This window comes from Brucella tritici (genome assembly GCF_008932295.1).
Lineage (GTDB): Bacteria > Pseudomonadota > Alphaproteobacteria > Rhizobiales > Rhizobiaceae > Brucella > Brucella tritici.
Map to the genome: position 1 here is coordinate 22,489 of NZ_WBWA01000012.1, position 15,640 is coordinate 38,128.

The window sequence follows — 15,640 nt, forward strand, 5'->3', positions numbered from 1 at the left end:
AATGGAACTGCCAGCTTCATTGCGACAGGCGGTGGATGCTGCGCTTGAGGGCGTGGCATTGGCCGATCTGAAGCGCGCATCTGAAATGCTTTCACGCCGTTACCGCGCCGAGACGCGGGATGGCCGCATGCATATTTCCGATGATCTTGCCGCGAAGGCCTATCTGGCGGCGCGCCTGCCTGCGACCTATGCGGCGGTTCGCGCCAGCATGGACAGTGCCGCCGAGGTCTGTACCGATTTTGCGCCGCAATCCATGCTTGATGTTGGGGCAGGGCCGGGAACCGCCCTTTGGGCGGCAAAACAGTGCTGGCCCACGCTTCAATCCGCAACCATGATCGAGGCAAGCCCTGCGATCAGAGCCGTGGGCAACGATCTTTCGCAAAATAGCGGACTGCCTGACCTCGACTGGCGGGCAGGGGATGTGGTTCGGGAGCAACTGGATTTTCCGCAAGCCGATCTCGTGACCATTGCCTATGTGCTTGACGAGCTTGCTCCTGAAAAGCGGCAGGCACTGATTGAGCGTCTGTGGGCGTCGGCCCGGCAGATGCTGGTGATCGTGGAACCCGGAACACCGGCAGGCTGGCAGCGTATTCTCGATGCACGCAGGGCGCTTGTTGCTGCAGGCGCAATCATTGCGGCACCCTGTCCGCACCAGCTCGATTGCCCGTTGGTCGCGCCCGACTGGTGCCATTTTTCGCGCCGCGTTGCGCGCTCGCGCATTCATCGTCTGACCAAGGAAGCCGAAGTGCCGTGGGAGGACGAGAAGTTTATCTATCTTGCTGCGGTGCGCGAGACGGTCGGTGATGTGGAAGCGCGGATCATCGCGCCGACGCGGGTTGGCGGCGGCAAAGTTTCGGTTAAACTCTGCAAGGATAACGGCAGTGCGGAAGAGCGTCTCCTGACCAAGCGCGACGGGGATCTGTTCCGTTGGGCGCGTCGCGCTGACTGGGGCGATGCCTTGATGAAAGAGTAAGCCGGAACCGAAACGATGAAGATCAGTCTGGTCCAGTTACGTCTGCTTGAAGCTGTCGCGGAGACCGGCAGCGTCGGTGCGGCGGCACGGCGCTTGCGGCTCACACAATCGGGAGCCAGTCAGGCGATTGCGACACTGGAAAAAATCCTCGGGATCGATGTGCTGGCGCGAAAGCGCGATGGGGCTGCCCTGACGGCGTTTGGACAATCGATCCTTGCCGATGCCAAGGCGGCTCTTGCCGCAATCGACCGGATAGAACTACAGGCACGATGCAGTGCATCCGGCGCGCCCGAACGATTGCGCGTCGCCGCAATTCCAAGCCAGCTTGAATATGTTCTGCCCGGTCTGCGGAAGTCGTTTCAGCGGCTTTATCCGGGCATTGATTTCAGCGCTTTTGAGGGCGGGCACGACGATGTCAGCCTGTGGGTGCGCGACGGTATTGCCGATCTCGGCATTACATCGCTGCCGACGCCCGAGCTTGAGGCACGGGAAGTTGGCCGGGAGGAACTTGTCGTGGTGGGACGACGTGACGACCCCTTCATGCGAAATGACACAATCGCAGCGGAGGACTTACGTGATCGCCAGTTGATCGCCGCAGCAGGCTGCGAAATGATTATCGACAGGATCATTCATGGCGATGGCGATGGCGATGGCGAAATGCGCAGCGAGCAGGTACGTACCCGCGACGTCGCCACGGTGCTGGAAATGGTGCGGCATGGCATCGGCACGACGCTTCTGTCAGAAATCAGCCTGCCGGGCGCCGATCTGCATGGATTGCGGGCGCGCCGCCTCGATCCGCCGACGTTCCGCACCGTCTATATTGTTTTTCGGGCCGACAGCCCGGTCAGGCATCTGGTTGAACGGTTCTGCGATATAGCAGTGGATGCCAGAAGCCGGGCGGCATAAGAAACTCTAATATCTTATATCTTGCTTATCCGTGGCGCTCGCGCATGCCAGGGGTGCAATAGTCTGCGCTCTTTCCTCATCCTGTAGTGAGTAACCATGACGGCAATTACCGAAACCACCTCGACAAGCTCGACTTCCGACACCATACGCGGTCTGGCCTGGGGACTGTCCGGGGTTCTGGTATGGTCCGGTTCGTTTGTCCTGACCCGTTTCGGGTTCAAGACCGCATTGACGCCTTTCGACATCATTGCCCTGCGCTTTGGCGTGGCAGGGCTGGTGCTGTTGCCGGTGGTTCTGATGAAAGGGTTTGGCTTTCGCAAGCTTGGTCCGCTCGGCTTTGTGCTTCTGGTTTCCGGTGCGGGCGTTCCCTATGCGCTGCTGACCACCTGCGGCCTGCAATATGCTCCGGCGTCCCATGCGGCAGCGCTCATTCCGGGACTGATGACAGCAATGGTTGCCGTTCTGGGGATGGCGCTTCTCAAGGAACATCTTGCGCCGTCGCGCTGGTCGGGGGTCGTGCTGATCCTGATCGGCGCCATGCTGATCGCCGGTCTGTCGCAACTGGGCGGACCGGAAATGCTCGGACACCTTTTCTTTTTCATCGCGGCATTGGTGTGGGCGATCTATGTCATGGTGTTTCGCAGGAAGGGAATGGACGGGCTGCACGCGACCGCCATCGCAGCCGTCACCTCGGCAATCGTCTATCTGCCGATCTATATGATCTTCCTGCCCAAGGGACTTGGCGCGACATCCTGGGGCGATATTGCCTTGCAAGGTTTCTATCAGGGCGTACTTACTTCGGCCTTTGGCGTCTTTGCCTTTAATCGTGCCGTTGTGCTGCTGGGAACGGCGGCAGGGGCAGCGCTGTCGGCACTGATCCCTGTCATCACTCTGGTTCTGGCACTTGTCCTGCTGGGTGAAGTGCCGGGCTGGACCGACACGCTCGCCGCCTTCCTGATCAGCCTCGGTGTGCTGGCACTGAACAGGAAGGGAAAGAAGCCTGTCGCATCATGATGCCTGCAGAACGGCGCGAGGAGCAGGGCGGTTGATGATGAAGACCATGGCCGCGGCGGCAAAGCACATGGCACCAGCGAGGATCAGGGCAGGGGTGTAGCTGTCATAGTCCGTGCGGACGAAGCCGGCGAAGGCTGCTGCCGCTGCGGCGCCGATCTGATGGCCGGTGAAGACCCAGCCGAAGACCAGCCCGGCTTTTTCCGGGCCAAAACGCTCGGCAGCGAGCTTGACGGTCGGCGGCACGGTCGCAACCCAGTCCAGCCCGTAAAAGACAGCAAACAATGCCAGTTCGTAGACGGTGAAGTCGGTAAAGGTCAGATAGATCAGCGACAGGCCGCGCAATGCATAGAACCAGAACAGGAGCCAGCGATTGTCAAAGCGGTCGGAGAGCCAGCCGGACATAATCGTGCCGATCAGGTCGAATGCGCCGATCACAGCAAGGATGCCCGCCGCGCCGACTGGCGCAATTCCGAAATCCCCGCAAAGCGTGATCCAGTGCGTCTGGATCAGGCCGTTGGTGGAAAAACCACAGACGAAGAAGGTCAGAAACAGGACCCAGAAAGTTGCGGTTGAAGACGCTTCGCGCAAGGTGACGAGCGGTGAGGCCAGCATGGCGCCGAAGCTTTTCCGGGGCTCGGGTGCCGGAAGTGGTGCAGTGCGGCCATAAGGCTTCAAGCCGATATCCGCCGGATGATCGCGCATCAAAGCGAGAACCAGTACAAGCGCGGCAACAAGGAAGCAGACAACGATGGTGAGCGATGTACGCCAGCCAATCGTCTGGCTGACGCTGGCAAGGATAGGCATGAAGACGAGCTGGCCGGTGGCGTTGCTGGCTGTCATCAGGCCGACGACGAGGCCGCGCCGCTTTTCGAACCAGCGCGCTGCGACGGTTGCGCCGAGCACAAGTGCCGTCATGCCGGTACCAAGGCCAATCACGACGCCCCAAAGCGCAACCATCTGCCATTCCTCGGTCATGAAAATGGAACCGACAAGCCCCAGTGAAATCATGACGAGAGCGGCTGCAACCACGCGGCGCAGGCCGAACTGGTTCATGAAGGCTGCCGCAAACGGCCCCATCAGGCCGAAAAGCACGAGGCGCAGCGCCATTGCGAAGGAGATATTCGCATTCGTCCAGCCGAATTCGCGCTGGAGCGGTTCGATCAGAATGCCCGCCGACCCCATGGCGGCGGCTGTCGCCAGCATGGTCAGGAAGGTTATGGCGGCGACGACCCATCCGTAATGGATGTTTCTCTGGGCGAGAAAGCTGGCAAGGCGGGCAGAAATCATCTTTGGCGCTTTCGGGGTTCAAGCTGGTTTCGAGCTGGCTATTGGCCAGCCATGCGTCTGATGGCGAAACCGTTCGCTCCATAGAGGGCGTGTGGCTTCAGGTCATTGTTTTCAGTCAAAGGGCGTTCGGTGCCCGGTCAACCGAGACTGCGAAGAAGGCTTTGCAATTGCTCAACGCCGTCCTCTCCCAGTCTGGCTTCAATCTCCTCCTGCGCCTGATCCCACAACGGGGCGCCGCGCTCCACGAGATCGCGACCGTCAGCCGTCAGCGTAACGCTGGTCTCGCGATGGTCGTCGCTGGCCGCCGGCTCAATCAGGCCCATGCGCTGCAGAACCTTTACATTGCGACCCATGGTCGAACGATCCAGTTCGGACAGATGTGCAAGTTCCGTCAGCGAGATGGAACCCGCACGACGGACTTTTCGCAGCGTGCTGAACTGCGCAACGTTAATCCCAAGCGGGGCCAGAGCGTTGTCATAAACACTCGAAGTCTTGCGGGCTGCCTGACGCAGAAGGATACAGAAACACGGATGTGGCATATTGCGGGTATATACCCGTAAATAGCCGATAGCAAGATCGAAGTGAAAAACAGGGAGTTCGTTGCTGCCATTCTGCTGACAGCAACGATGCCTTCAGGAAGGGCTTGTCGCTGGTTCAGACAGCGATATAGGCGGTTTCCTTCACTTCCTCCATCACGGCGTAAGTGTGCGATTCCCGCACGCCGGGCAGAGAAAGAAGCGCCTCCGAAAGGAAGCGCCGATAGTGATCCATGTCGGATACACGGGCTTTGACGAGATAATCGAAGCCGCCCGCAACCATGTGGCATTCCAGAATGTCGGGATTGCTGCGGGTGAAGGTCGAGAAGGTTTCAAAGACTTCCGGCGTGGTGCGATCAAGCTTGATCTCGATAAAGACCAGCATGGCCCGGTCGAGCATCTTGGGTGAAAGCCGCGCCGAATAGCCGAGAATATACCCTTCACGGGTCAGTCGTTTGACGCGTTCGGCAGTTGCCGTTTGCGAGAGATTTATGCGATCGGCCAGTTCGGTATTGGTCAGGCGTCCATTCTCCTGAAGGGCGCGCAAAATACTCCTGTCCATCGCATCGAGATTCTTCATCAGTTGTCCCCAATGGCCGTTTATATGTGACGGCTCTGTTCTTGATTTTTGCATATGTGTTTGAGTTGCCACGGAAATCAATCCGAAATCGGCCCCCGACGCAAGACGAAACTTGTTGGGTGGTCCTACAAATTTTCGAACAGTTTCGATGAATGCAGCTTAAACATAAGCATAAATGCAAATAACAATCACAGATTGCAAACTATATACAACCTGTGGTAATAATAGTGCGCATACTGAAAGTTATATTGCACCTGTAAATTTTGGCATGGGGTAAGGGGTGCCCGGATCTGGAGGAATCGTCCCATTCCTTCCGTTTCGTTTATCCTGGTTCTGAGGAAATCCGGACAGCCCCAAACTGTCCGGATTTTCTTTTGTGAAACTTATGGAATGCCGTGTCGACGGCGACCTGTACCGTGCATTTCGGCACTCGAATTTTCCGGTTGCAAGCGGACACATTGAACGCTAACAGTACGTCCATGAACATTTCGCGCAATATCGTCATCAACGGTTGGTGGTGGGCCCGCTAAAAGCGGCCACGCAGGCGTTTGTGCATTTGCGTTTAGGAAACAGGCCGCTGGGATTATCCGGGCGGCCTTTTTGTTTGGCTGTTTGAATAAGACCTGCGGGGGAAACCGGGTTCTGGAAGTATTCGGAAACAAGTTAGATTTGGGATAGCCGATCATGAATGCGAAGATTGCGGATAGCGAGATATTCCAGCACGAAACGGCAGGCGGCATCGTCGTCGAACGCGTGCGCCACCTCACTGCCTATAAGGGTGCGATCGAGACCTATATCGATGCGCTGAACGAACGGCGTGGTGCGGTGTTTTCGTCAAATTACGAATATCCGGGCCGCTATACGCGATGGGACACGGCTATCGTCGATCCTCCGGTGGCCATCACCTCGCGCGCCCGCACGATGCGCATCGAAGCACTGAATGCCCGTGGCGTCATTCTTCTGCGGCCTATCCTGGACACGGTAAAGGCTCTTGCCGAAGTAACGGTCGACAAGGCCGAAGAAAACCGCATCGAGCTGACCATTGCCGAGCCGAGCGGAACCTTTACCGAGGAAGAGCGCTCGCGCATGCCTTCGGTTTTCACGGTTCTGCGGGCGATTGTCGGCCTCTTCTTCTCCGAGGAAGACGCCAATCTCGGTCTTTATGGTGCCTTCGGCTACGATCTGGCGTTCCAGTTCGACCCGGTTCAGTACAAGCTGAAGCGTCCCGACGATCAGCGCGATCTGGTGCTGTTCATTCCCGATGAAATCTTCGTGGCTGACCACTATGCGGCACGTGCCTGGGTGGATCGTTATGAATTCACCTGCGGCGGGTCTTCCACGCATGGTCTTGCACGCGCGACGCCCGCACAGGCATTCAAGCCATCGGAGGCCAAGCTTGAGCGGGGCGATCACAATCCGGGCGAATATGCCAAGCTCGTCGAGCGCGCCAAAGAAAGCTTCAAGCGTGGCGACCTCTTCGAAGTGGTTCCGGGCCAGACTTTCTATGAACGCTGCCATACCGCGCCTTCGGAGATTTTCCGTCGGTTGAAGACAATCAATCCGTCGCCCTATTCGTTCTTCATCAATCTGGGTGACAACGAATATCTGGTCGGCGCATCGCCGGAAATGTTCGTGCGGGTCAATGGGCGGCGTATCGAAACCTGCCCCATCTCCGGCACGATCAAGCGCGGCGAAGATGCGATTTCGGATTCGGAACAGATTCTGAAACTGCTGAACTCCAAGAAGGATGAATCCGAGCTGACCATGTGCTCGGACGTGGACCGCAACGACAAGAGCCGTGTCTGCGAGCCGGGTTCGGTGCGCGTCATCGGTCGCCGCCAGATCGAGATGTATTCGCGTCTGATCCACACGGTCGATCACATTGAAGGACGCCTTCGTGACGGCATGGATGCTTTCGACGGTTTCCTCAGCCATGCATGGGCTGTGACAGTAACCGGCGCGCCGAAGCTGTGGGCGATGCGTTTTCTCGAAGAAAACGAACGCAGCCCGCGCGCATGGTATGGTGGCGCCATCGGCATGATGCATTTCAATGGTGACATGAATACCGGCCTGACGCTGCGCACCATCCGCGTGAAGGATGGTGTGGCTGAAATCCGCGCCGGTGCAACGCTTCTGTTCGATTCCAATCCGGAAGAAGAAGAAGCCGAAACCGAATTGAAGGCATCGGCAATGATCGCGGCTGTGCGCGAAGCACAGAAGAGCAATCATATCGCCGAAGAGCGCGTGGCGGCGAAGGTGGGCGAGGGGATTTCGATCCTGCTCGTTGATCACGAGGATTCCTTCGTGCATACGCTCGCCAATTATTTCCGCCAGACCGGCGCCACGGTCTCGACGGTGCGCTCGCCCGTTGCCGATGACGTGTTCGACAGGGTCAAGCCGGACCTCGTGGTTCTGTCACCCGGACCGGGCACGCCGCAGGATTTCGATTGCAAAGCGACCATCGACAAGGCGCGCAAGCGGGAGTTGCCGATCTTCGGTGTCTGTCTCGGATTGCAGGCACTGGCCGAAGCCTATGGCGGCACGCTGCGCCAGTTGCGCATTCCGATGCACGGCAAGCCGTCGCGCATTCGCGTGTCGAAGCCGGAGCGGATATTCTCGGGCCTGCCAAAGGAAGTGACGGTCGGGCGTTATCATTCGATCTTCGCCGATCCGGAACGTTTGCCGGACGATTTTCTGGTGACAGCGGAAACCGAAGACGGTGTCATCATGGCTTTCGAGCATAAGAAGGAGCCGGTTGCCGCCGTTCAGTTCCACCCGGAATCCATCATGACGCTCGGCCACAATGCCGGAATGCGCATGATCGAGAATGTGGTGACGCATCTGGCGGGCAAGAACAAGGCGCGTCGTACCAACTACTGATCGAACACCTTTCGTTCCGATTTTGAGCCAGCCGCAGCCATTGCTGCGGCTGGCTTTTTTGTGCTTTTTCGCTGCCTGCCCATTGCCTGCTTTGGCAACTCATTTGCAACTGTAATGCCTTGCATTTGCAGGAGAAAATTAAATGCGAGAACTGAAAAAACAGGGGTACGAAGTTTCGCTTTTCTGGGGTATAGAACGGCGGTGAATTGTTGCTGCATATGCCAGATGCGTTTTGGATGCGTCTTGCGCGCCAAAACAAACATTAGAGCGCCGATCTGATTCAGTCAGGTCGAACTGCGCTCTAGTAAATGAGTGAAGGGCTGTGCGTAGGCCCGTCCCGGTTTCGGGACAAAATCAAAAATATTCAAAGGTTCATCATGGACGCGAGTGCAAAGGTTCGGCGGCTTGCCGCTTGGTCTATTCCGATTGCTTTCGGTGTGATGGGTTTGAAATATCTAGCCTATGCGCTGACCGGCTCCGTGGCCCTTTATTCGGACGCGCTGGAATCCATCGTCAATGTGATCGCGGCAGTTGGCGCATGGTGGGCCATTCGGGTCAGCTATTTGCCTGCCGACGATAACCACCCCTTCGGACATCACAAGGCGGAATATATTTCTGCCGTCGTGGAGGGCGTTCTGATCACGGTGGCCGCACTTTTGATCTTCCGCGAGGCCTGGTTTGCGCTTCAAACGCCGCGAATGCTCGATGAACCCTGGCTTGGTCTCGGTATCAACACGGCAGCCGCCGTCGTGAACGGCGTATGGGCGACATTGTTGATTCGCACCGGTCGCAAGTCCCGCTCGCCTGCGCTGGAAGCCGACGGAAAACACATCATGACCGATGTGTTCACCTCTGTAGGTGTTCTGGTCGGTCTTGTCGGTGCTGTCGTGACCGGCTGGGCCATACTCGATCCGCTGCTCGCCATTCTGGTGGCAATCAACATTCTCTGGCAGGGCTGGCATGTCATCAATTCCTCGGTGCAGGGATTGATGGATATTGGTGTCGAGCCGACCGAGGAAATGCGCATTCGCGATGTCATTTCGGCCAATGCGGGCGGCGCCATCGAGGTTCATGATCTGAAGACACGTATTGCGGGCCGTGTCACCTTCATCGAGTTTCACCTGGTCGTTGCGGCGGATATGAGCGTCGGTGATGCCCATGTGATTTGCGACCGTATCGAAGAGGCTGTGAAGAAGCAGATCGATAGCGCGCGGGTGGTGATCCATGTCGAGCCAGAAGACGAGGCAAAGCTGCCGCCGGGAACCAGCGCGGTGCCGTTCGCCTGAATGAAATACTGTCTTGCACAGTACAAATCTCGCGTGTAAAAGCTTTTCTCATGACGATCAAAAGCGCAACATCCCTGGAACATTCCGCAGCCGCCTTCGGCGCGCGCGTTGATGTTTGCGTTCTAAACTCGCTTCTTACCCTCGGCCTTAGCGGCGATCGCCGGGCTCGCTGAAAGGAGCGTCCGGCGGTCGATCTCCGGTCGCAGGCCTGTGCTCCTTTCCAGAAAACCCTTATAATCGATCAGCAGTATCCGCGCTTGACGGCTTGAATCCGTCGAAAGCCGGGAGGAAACGAAAATGAATCAGTCCGTCGCCACGCCACAATCAAAATCCACTTCCGAGCGCAAAGGCATGCCTATTGCAGGCAGTAAATATTCGCCTTTCCCGGTTCCGCAGCTCGATGACCGCACCTGGCCGTCCAAGCGTATCGAAAAGGCACCGATCTGGTGCTCGGTCGATCTGCGTGACGGCAATCAGGCCTTGGTCGACCCCATGGGACATGACCGCAAGGAGCGCATGTTCCGCCTGCTGGTCGATATGGGTTTCCCGGAAATCGAAATCGGCTTTCCGTCCGCTTCGCAGACGGATTTCGACTTCTGCCGCTGGGCCATCGAACAGGGCAATGTTCCCGATGAAGTGGATTTGCAGGTTCTGGTCCAGTGCCGTCCCGAGCTGATCACGCGCACTTTCGAAGCGCTGGAAGGCGCGAAGTCGCCGATCATCCATTTCTACAACTCCACCAGTGAATTGCAGCGCCGCGTGGTCTTCGCCAAGGATGTCGGCGGTATCAAGCAGATCGCGACCGACGCAGCCAAGATGATTATGGATATGGCAGCGAAGGCAGGTGGCGGTTATCGCTTCCAGTATTCGCCGGAAAGCTTTACCGGCACCGAAATGGATGTCGCGCTGGAAATCTGCAATGCCGTCATCGAGATCGTGAAGCCGACTGCTGATAACAAGCTGATCGTCAATCTGCCCTCGACGGTCGAGATGAACACGCCGAACATCTATGCCGACCAGATCGAATGGATGTGCCGCAATCTCGACAATCGCGAGAACCTGATTATCTCGCTGCATCCGCATAACGACCGCGGCACGGGCATTGCTGCTACCGAATTGGGCTTGATGGCGGGCGCTGACCGCGTTGAAGGCACGCTGTTCGGCAATGGCGAACGCACGGGCAATGTGGATGTGGTGACGCTGGCGCTCAACATGTACACGCAGGGCGTGGACCCTGAACTGGACTGCACCGACATCAACCGGATGAAGGAAGTCTATGAATATTCGAACCAGTTGAAGATTGCCGAGCGTCATCCTTATGTCGGCGAACTGGTCTATACGGCTTTCTCCGGCTCGCATCAGGATGCGATCAACAAGGGCATGAAGGCACGCCGTACGGCCAATTCGCCGATATGGGAAGTGCCCTATCTGCCGATTGACCCGCAGGACGTGGGCCGTTCCTACGAAGCGATCATCCGGATCAATTCGCAGTCGGGCAAGGGCGGTATCGCCTATATCCTGCAGGCGGATTACGGCTTGAACCTGCCACGCAACCTGCAGGTCGAGTTCCGCGAGATCATCCAGAACATCACGGATGAAGAAGGCAAGGAACTGCCGTCGAAGCGCATTCACGAAGAGTTCCAGCAGCTCTATGTGACGCAGCCGAATGCCCGCATCAAGTTCGTCGATCATCACACGATGCCCGATCCGGAACAGAAGGGCCGTCGTATTCTGACCGCCGAAATCACCGATAACGGCGTGACCAAAAATATCGAGGGCAAGGGAACGGGACCGATCGACGGTTTTGTCGATGCGCTGTCCAAATATCTCGGCGTGAAGATGTCCGTCGTCGACTATTCCGAACATTCGCTACAGCAGGGTTCGGATGCTTCGGCCATCTCCTATGTCGAAATGGCTCATCCGGGCGGCAAGCTGTTCGGCGCCGGTATCAATGACAATATCGTCAGTGCTTCGCTGGAAGCGATTGTCTCGGCTGCCAACCGCGTCATCGCAAAATAATTCTGTATCGTCGATAAATCGAAGGCGGCACGGTTTGTGCCGCCTTTAAAGTTTCACAATTTTACTGTTACTGCCTTTTATTGCTTACTTATAATTTTCATGATGAGTTTTTTTATGAAACGTTCTTTATACGTATTGTCTTGTTTTGCTTTGATTTCTGGGTGCGCCACCCGCGCTGATAATATCTCTGCCAGCTATGTTCCCACCAATATATATAATTCCCAGAGCTGTTCGCAGATGAAGGAAGAGGCCGTGCGGTTATCCTATAGCGCTGCGGCAGCCGTCGGCAGACAGAACTCCGCTGCGACGCGCGATACAATAACAACGGGGGTTGGGCTTGTTCTGTTCTGGCCAGCACTGTTCTTGAATAATGGTGATGGAGCAAAGGCTGCTGAAGTGGCCCGTCTGAAGGGCGAAATGCAGGCTCTGGAACAGGCGTCAGCACGGAAGGGGTGTAACATCATCTTCCGCAACCGCTAGCGCAAAAAGGGTGTTTGAAACCGGATTGAAAACGGCGCCTCGGCGCCGTTTTTGTAATGCCATCAATAAAGAACGCGCTCGTTGAGCTTGGTTATTGTCTCGGTTGCATCGGAAACGCCGTGCTCTTCCATGAGGCAGGACCAGCCGCCGTCAGGCCGTTTATCGATATTGAATATATTATAGCGGGCAGCAGGCTTGTGGCCGCCGAAATTCTGGCTTGCAGACGGGACGCTGATAACTGGAATCTTGCCGTTTGGCCCGTCGATCTCGTAATGCGTGATAAGATGCGTATGGCCGTGAAGTACCAGTTCCGCGCCATGCTTGCGTATGATCTTCTGGAAACGGCGAATGCCATAAAGCCGTTTATGGGCAGGCGTTGCGCCATAGATCGGCGGGTGATGGATCATCACGATGCGGAAGAGCCCGCGTGCACCGGCTTCATCCAGCATTGCGGCCAGACGCTTGCCCTGCGCAGACCGGAAATCACCGCTCGCCATGAAGGGGGCCGTCGCACGCGCTGACGAAACGCCGATCAGCGCAACGGGTCCGCGCACGCGCATATAGGGAAATTGCGGGCGGTTGCCATGATTGTCGATTCCGTCGCCGCGCATCCAGGGTTCCCATTTGCGGCACGACTTGTCGAGCGCGCCCGGAACATAGGCATCGTGATTGCCGGGAACGACCGAGACATCGTCGGGGTTGCCCAATCTGGACAACCAGTCATGGGCAATATCGATTTCGAGATTGAGCGCCAGATTGACGAGATCGCCCGTCACCGCAATATGATCCGGCTTTTGCGCCTGCATATCGCCGATGAGAGTGTCCAGCACGGTTCCGTGCATCGCGTTTTTGCGATTGCGCAGCCAGTTGATATAGCCGGTGATACGCTTCGATGCCAATTCGCGATATCGCACGCGCGGCAGAGGCGAAAGGTGTATATCGGAGATATGGGCGAGACGGAACATTAAGCCCATTTACTGGATAATGCTTGAAACCGAAACCTTTTTAGCGACTTTTTGTTGATGTCTGTGCTGTTTGGGATAGAGCGCCGTGCGTCCTTAAGGATGCACAAAGGTTGCTCTAAACTATTGAATCTACGCATCGTGCTTTCCAAAAAATCGATTCCGATTTTTGGGCCGATGCTGTAGGTATATTGCCTCGCGGAGAGACGGTATGCGCTTTCGTCATTTCATATTTCATACTTATTTTCTAATGCGACGTCCGATGACCTTGGGCGTCCGGGCAATTGTCTTCGATAAAAAGAAGAATTCCGTTTTTCTCGTGAAGCATACCTATGTGCCCGGATGGCAGTTGCCAGGTGGAGGTGTCGAGCGCGGCGAGACTTTCGGGCAGGCGCTGGAAAAGGAGTTGCGCGAGGAGGCCAATATCGTTCTGAAAGGCCCTCCGCAGCTTTTTGCGCTCTACAAGAATGCGCATGCATCGCCGCGCGACCACGTGGCGCTTTATATATGCAGGAAATTCGAACAGACGGCACCGCGTTTGCCGGACCGGGAAATTGCCGAATGCGGGTTCTTCCCTCTTGACGATCTGCCGGAAGGGACGACGCCGTCAACCAAGCGGCGCTTGCAGGAAGCGCTTCACGATCTGGAACCGCTTCCGCTTTGGTGAAGGCGCATTGGCTGCACCTTCACCGCAATTCGCGGTATTTTAGAAGCGATAGGTGATGCCCGTACCGATCAGCCATGGATTGAGCTTGGCCTTGCCGCTGACTTCCGTGCCGCCGATCAGGGTGGCGTCGAACTTCGGCTCCAGGAACAGCTTCTTGACGTCGAAGTTCACGCCCCAATGCTCGTTGAGCATGTAGTCGAAGCCGATCTGCAGCGCGCCGCCGAATGCGTTCTTGACCTTGAGATATTCAACGCCGGTCGCATCCTGATTGTAGAACATGGTGTAGTTCACGCCCGCGCCGACATAAGGCTTGAAGGCACCGAAATTGGTGAAGTGGTATTGCAGGGTAAGGGTCGGAGGCAGAATCCATGCCTTGCCGATCTTGCCCAATCCATCGATCGAACCGGCGCCATTGATATTGGCATAGGTCGTGCCGAGAATCAGTTCGGCTGCGAAATTGTCAGTGAAGTAATAGGTGATGTCGAGTTCAGGCGTGATCGACTTCGAATAGTCGAGATCCGAACCTGAAACGCCGTTCACATAGCCGGAATTCTGGGGGATGACGCCGAGTGCGCGCACGCGGATCTGCCATGGCGACAGGGCTTCCGGTACGGCCTGAATTTCCGATGCAGGCTGGGCTACGATGGCGTCCGCAGCAAATGCTGCCGGTGCGGCAAAGGTCAGCGCGGTTGCGGCCAGCAATCCCATCGTGAAGCGGTTCATCTTCTCTCTCCTTATGTCGTGGTCAGTCTTGTTCGCCTTGGGGTAGTGATGCATGCAATCTGGACCGCGCAACGAAACGCCCCATTGATCGAAATCAAAGGGGCGCAAGAGATTTGAGAGAGTGCTGATGTTCTAACAACAGTGTTGCAGGAAGAACGCAGTTGGTCCGGTCAGGCTTTCGGGAACCGGTCCCGGTCATGCGGTGCAGAGAAGTCGATTTCCGGTCCAAGCGGTACAACGCCGGTCGGATTGATCGTCTTGTGGCTGCGATAGTAATGGCCCTTGATGTGCTCCATGTTCACGGTCGCGGCCACGCCCGGCACCTGATAGAGTTCGCGCGTGTAATTCCAAAGGTTCGGGTAATCGGCAATACGGCGCAGATTGCACTTGAAATGGCCGACATAGACCGGATCGAAGCGCAACAGTGTCGTGAACAGCCGCCAGTCGGCTTCTGTCAAGCGCTCGCCGGTCAGATAGCGCTGCCGCGAAAGGCGATCCTCAAGCGAATCAAGCGCTGCGAACAATTGCCCGAATGCTTCCTCATAGGCTTCCTGTGCGGTGGCGAAACCGGCGCGATAAACCCCGTTGTTGATATTGGGATAGATGAAGTCGTTGAGCGCATCGATTTCGCCGCGTAGCACTTCGGGATAGAAATCGAGCGATGCGTCGCCGAATTTGTCGAAGGCCGTGTTGAGCATGCGAATGATTTCCGATGATTCGTTGGACACGATCGTCTGGCGCTCTTTGTCCCACAGAACCGGCACGGTGACGCGACCGGAATAGTTCGGATCGGCACGCGTGTAGATTTCATGCAAACGCTTTGCACCGTAAAGTGCATCGCCGGTGCTGCCGGTCGTGCCGTAGAAGGTCCAGCCTTCTTCCGCCATCAGATAGTCCACGACCGATACCGAGATGACGTCTTCCAGCCCTTTCAGCGCGCGGAAGATCAGCGTGCGGTGGGCCCACGGACAGGCATATGAAACGTAGAGATGGTAGCGACCTGGCTCGGCCTTGAAGCCGCCTTCGCCGGTCGGACCGGCGCTGCCGTCTGCGGTCACCCAGTTGCGGAATTGCGATTTTGAACGTTCAAAGCGGCCTTTCGTGCTTTCGGTGTCGTACCAGACATCATGCCACTTGCCATCAACCAGAAGTCCCATGCGATTTCTCCTTTTGGAAAGAGAATAGGGCGAGAGCCGCCATTTTGCAGCACTGCAAGCCGTGAACAGTGCGTAACGGTTCCAAAAAGATCAGTCAAAACCGCCATTTTGAAAAAAATAGTTTTACCTCTGTCCATTTTGGTGTAATGCAACTTCCAAATTGCGGTCAT

General features: G+C 56.7%; 15 protein-coding genes. 8 read left to right on the top strand and 7 right to left on the bottom strand.

Annotated elements, in window-relative coordinates; genetic code table 11:
• Position 1: 1 nt before the first annotated feature.
• The 3 genes from F9K91_RS13740 to F9K91_RS13750 all read left to right on the top strand — a co-directional run bounded on the left by F9K91_RS13740 (position 2) and on the right by F9K91_RS13750 (position 2,893).
• Positions 2 to 973: a small ribosomal subunit Rsm22 family protein gene (locus F9K91_RS13740; protein ID WP_151677990.1), complete on the top strand. Its 972-nt coding sequence runs from the start codon at positions 2 to 4 to the stop codon at positions 971 to 973.
• Between the two features lie 15 nt (positions 974 to 988).
• Positions 989 to 1,879, top strand: coding sequence for a LysR family transcriptional regulator (locus F9K91_RS13745; RefSeq protein ID WP_151677991.1), 891 nt, complete (start codon positions 989 to 991; stop codon positions 1,877 to 1,879).
• Positions 1,880 to 1,975: 96 nt separating this feature from the next.
• Positions 1,976 to 2,893 carry a DMT family transporter gene (locus F9K91_RS13750; RefSeq protein ID WP_151556031.1) on the top strand — a complete coding sequence of 306 codons (918 nt, stop codon included), beginning with the start codon at positions 1,976 to 1,978 and terminating at the stop codon, positions 2,891 to 2,893.
• Here F9K91_RS13750 and F9K91_RS13755 read toward each other — a convergent pair.
• The 3 genes from F9K91_RS13755 to F9K91_RS13765 form a co-directional block, all read right to left on the bottom strand.
• Entirely contained in the window at positions 2,888 to 4,180 is a 1,293-nt protein-coding gene (locus F9K91_RS13755) for an MFS transporter (RefSeq protein WP_151651971.1), read from the bottom strand. The genes F9K91_RS13750 and F9K91_RS13755 overlap by 6 nt on opposite strands.
• A gap of 137 nt (positions 4,181 to 4,317) precedes the next feature.
• Positions 4,318 to 4,719: a MarR family winged helix-turn-helix transcriptional regulator gene (locus F9K91_RS13760; protein ID WP_151677992.1), complete on the bottom strand. Its 402-nt coding sequence runs from the start codon at positions 4,717 to 4,719 to the stop codon at positions 4,318 to 4,320.
• 115 nt (positions 4,720 to 4,834) lie between these two features.
• Entirely contained in the window at positions 4,835 to 5,296 is a 462-nt protein-coding gene (locus F9K91_RS13765; protein WP_061345885.1) for an Lrp/AsnC ligand binding domain-containing protein, read from the bottom strand.
• A gap of 684 nt (positions 5,297 to 5,980) precedes the next feature.
• On the opposite strand from F9K91_RS13765, the gene F9K91_RS13775 reads away from it, so the two are divergent.
• Positions 5,981 to 8,176, top strand: coding sequence for an anthranilate synthase component I (locus F9K91_RS13775; protein WP_151651970.1), 2,196 nt, complete (start codon positions 5,981 to 5,983; stop codon positions 8,174 to 8,176).
• Here the strand turns inward: F9K91_RS13775 and F9K91_RS13780 are convergent.
• Positions 8,170 to 8,439: a hypothetical protein gene (locus F9K91_RS13780; protein WP_192800804.1), complete on the bottom strand. Its 270-nt coding sequence runs from the start codon at positions 8,437 to 8,439 to the stop codon at positions 8,170 to 8,172. The genes F9K91_RS13775 and F9K91_RS13780 overlap by 7 nt on opposite strands.
• 114 nt (positions 8,440 to 8,553) lie before the next feature.
• Between F9K91_RS13780 and F9K91_RS13785 the strand changes: the two genes are divergently transcribed.
• The 3 genes from F9K91_RS13785 to F9K91_RS26340 all read left to right on the top strand — a co-directional run bounded on the left by F9K91_RS13785 (position 8,554) and on the right by F9K91_RS26340 (position 11,961).
• Positions 8,554 to 9,462 (top strand): cation diffusion facilitator family transporter, encoded by a 909-nt coding sequence (locus F9K91_RS13785; protein ID WP_061345887.1) that lies wholly within the window; start codon positions 8,554 to 8,556, stop codon positions 9,460 to 9,462.
• A 297-nt stretch (positions 9,463 to 9,759) separates the two neighbouring features.
• Positions 9,760 to 11,481 (top strand): 2-isopropylmalate synthase, encoded by a 1,722-nt coding sequence (gene leuA, locus F9K91_RS13790; protein WP_151677993.1) that lies wholly within the window; start codon positions 9,760 to 9,762, stop codon positions 11,479 to 11,481.
• Between the two features lie 252 nt (positions 11,482 to 11,733).
• The gene (locus F9K91_RS26340; RefSeq protein WP_235912984.1) at positions 11,734 to 11,961 is read left to right on the top strand and encodes a hypothetical protein; all 228 of its coding nucleotides are present in this window, start codon (positions 11,734 to 11,736) and stop codon (positions 11,959 to 11,961) included.
• Between the two features lie 62 nt (positions 11,962 to 12,023).
• Here the strand turns inward: F9K91_RS26340 and F9K91_RS13800 are convergent, their stop codons facing one another.
• Positions 12,024 to 12,926, bottom strand: coding sequence for a metallophosphoesterase family protein (locus F9K91_RS13800; protein WP_151678025.1), 903 nt, complete (start codon positions 12,924 to 12,926; stop codon positions 12,024 to 12,026).
• A gap of 208 nt (positions 12,927 to 13,134) precedes the next feature.
• On the opposite strand from F9K91_RS13800, the gene F9K91_RS13805 reads away from it, so the two are divergent.
• Positions 13,135 to 13,590 carry an NUDIX domain-containing protein gene (locus F9K91_RS13805; protein WP_151677994.1) on the top strand — a complete coding sequence of 152 codons (456 nt, stop codon included), beginning with the start codon at positions 13,135 to 13,137 and terminating at the stop codon, positions 13,588 to 13,590.
• A 39-nt stretch (positions 13,591 to 13,629) separates the two neighbouring features.
• On the opposite strand, the gene F9K91_RS13810 is transcribed toward F9K91_RS13805, so the two are convergent.
• Entirely contained in the window at positions 13,630 to 14,313 is a 684-nt protein-coding gene (locus tag F9K91_RS13810) for an OmpW/AlkL family protein (protein WP_151677995.1), read from the bottom strand.
• Between the two features lie 170 nt (positions 14,314 to 14,483).
• On the bottom strand, positions 14,484 to 15,470 hold the full coding sequence (locus F9K91_RS13815) for a glutathione S-transferase family protein (protein ID WP_151677996.1): 987 nt from the start codon (positions 15,468 to 15,470) through the stop codon (positions 14,484 to 14,486).
• Positions 15,471 to 15,640: the final 170 nt, after the last annotated feature.

Excerpts from the sequence above, each read along its gene's own strand:
- F9K91_RS13765 (WP_061345885.1), bottom strand. The coding sequence starts at position 5,296 with ATGAAGAATCTCGATGCGATGGACAGGAGTATTTTGCGCGCCCTTCAG.
- F9K91_RS13750 (WP_151556031.1), top strand. The coding sequence starts at position 1,976 with ATGACGGCAATTACCGAAACCACCTCGACAAGCTCGACTTCCGACACC.
- F9K91_RS13805 (WP_151677994.1), top strand. The coding sequence starts at position 13,135 with ATGCGCTTTCGTCATTTCATATTTCATACTTATTTTCTAATGCGACGT.
- F9K91_RS13760 (WP_151677992.1), bottom strand. The coding sequence starts at position 4,719 with ATGCCACATCCGTGTTTCTGTATCCTTCTGCGTCAGGCAGCCCGCAAG.
- F9K91_RS13810 (WP_151677995.1), bottom strand. The coding sequence starts at position 14,313 with ATGAACCGCTTCACGATGGGATTGCTGGCCGCAACCGCGCTGACCTTT.
- F9K91_RS13800 (WP_151678025.1), bottom strand. The coding sequence starts at position 12,926 with ATGTTCCGTCTCGCCCATATCTCCGATATACACCTTTCGCCTCTGCCG.
- F9K91_RS13780 (WP_192800804.1), bottom strand. The coding sequence starts at position 8,439 with ATGTTTGTTTTGGCGCGCAAGACGCATCCAAAACGCATCTGGCATATG.
- leuA (WP_151677993.1), top strand. The coding sequence starts at position 9,760 with ATGAATCAGTCCGTCGCCACGCCACAATCAAAATCCACTTCCGAGCGC.
- F9K91_RS13745 (WP_151677991.1), top strand. The coding sequence starts at position 989 with ATGAAGATCAGTCTGGTCCAGTTACGTCTGCTTGAAGCTGTCGCGGAG.
- F9K91_RS13815 (WP_151677996.1), bottom strand. The coding sequence starts at position 15,470 with ATGGGACTTCTGGTTGATGGCAAGTGGCATGATGTCTGGTACGACACC.
- F9K91_RS13755 (WP_151651971.1), bottom strand. The coding sequence starts at position 4,180 with ATGATTTCTGCCCGCCTTGCCAGCTTTCTCGCCCAGAGAAACATCCAT.
- F9K91_RS13740 (WP_151677990.1), top strand. The coding sequence starts at position 2 with ATGGAACTGCCAGCTTCATTGCGACAGGCGGTGGATGCTGCGCTTGAG.
- F9K91_RS13775 (WP_151651970.1), top strand. The coding sequence starts at position 5,981 with ATGAATGCGAAGATTGCGGATAGCGAGATATTCCAGCACGAAACGGCA.
- F9K91_RS13785 (WP_061345887.1), top strand. The coding sequence starts at position 8,554 with ATGGACGCGAGTGCAAAGGTTCGGCGGCTTGCCGCTTGGTCTATTCCG.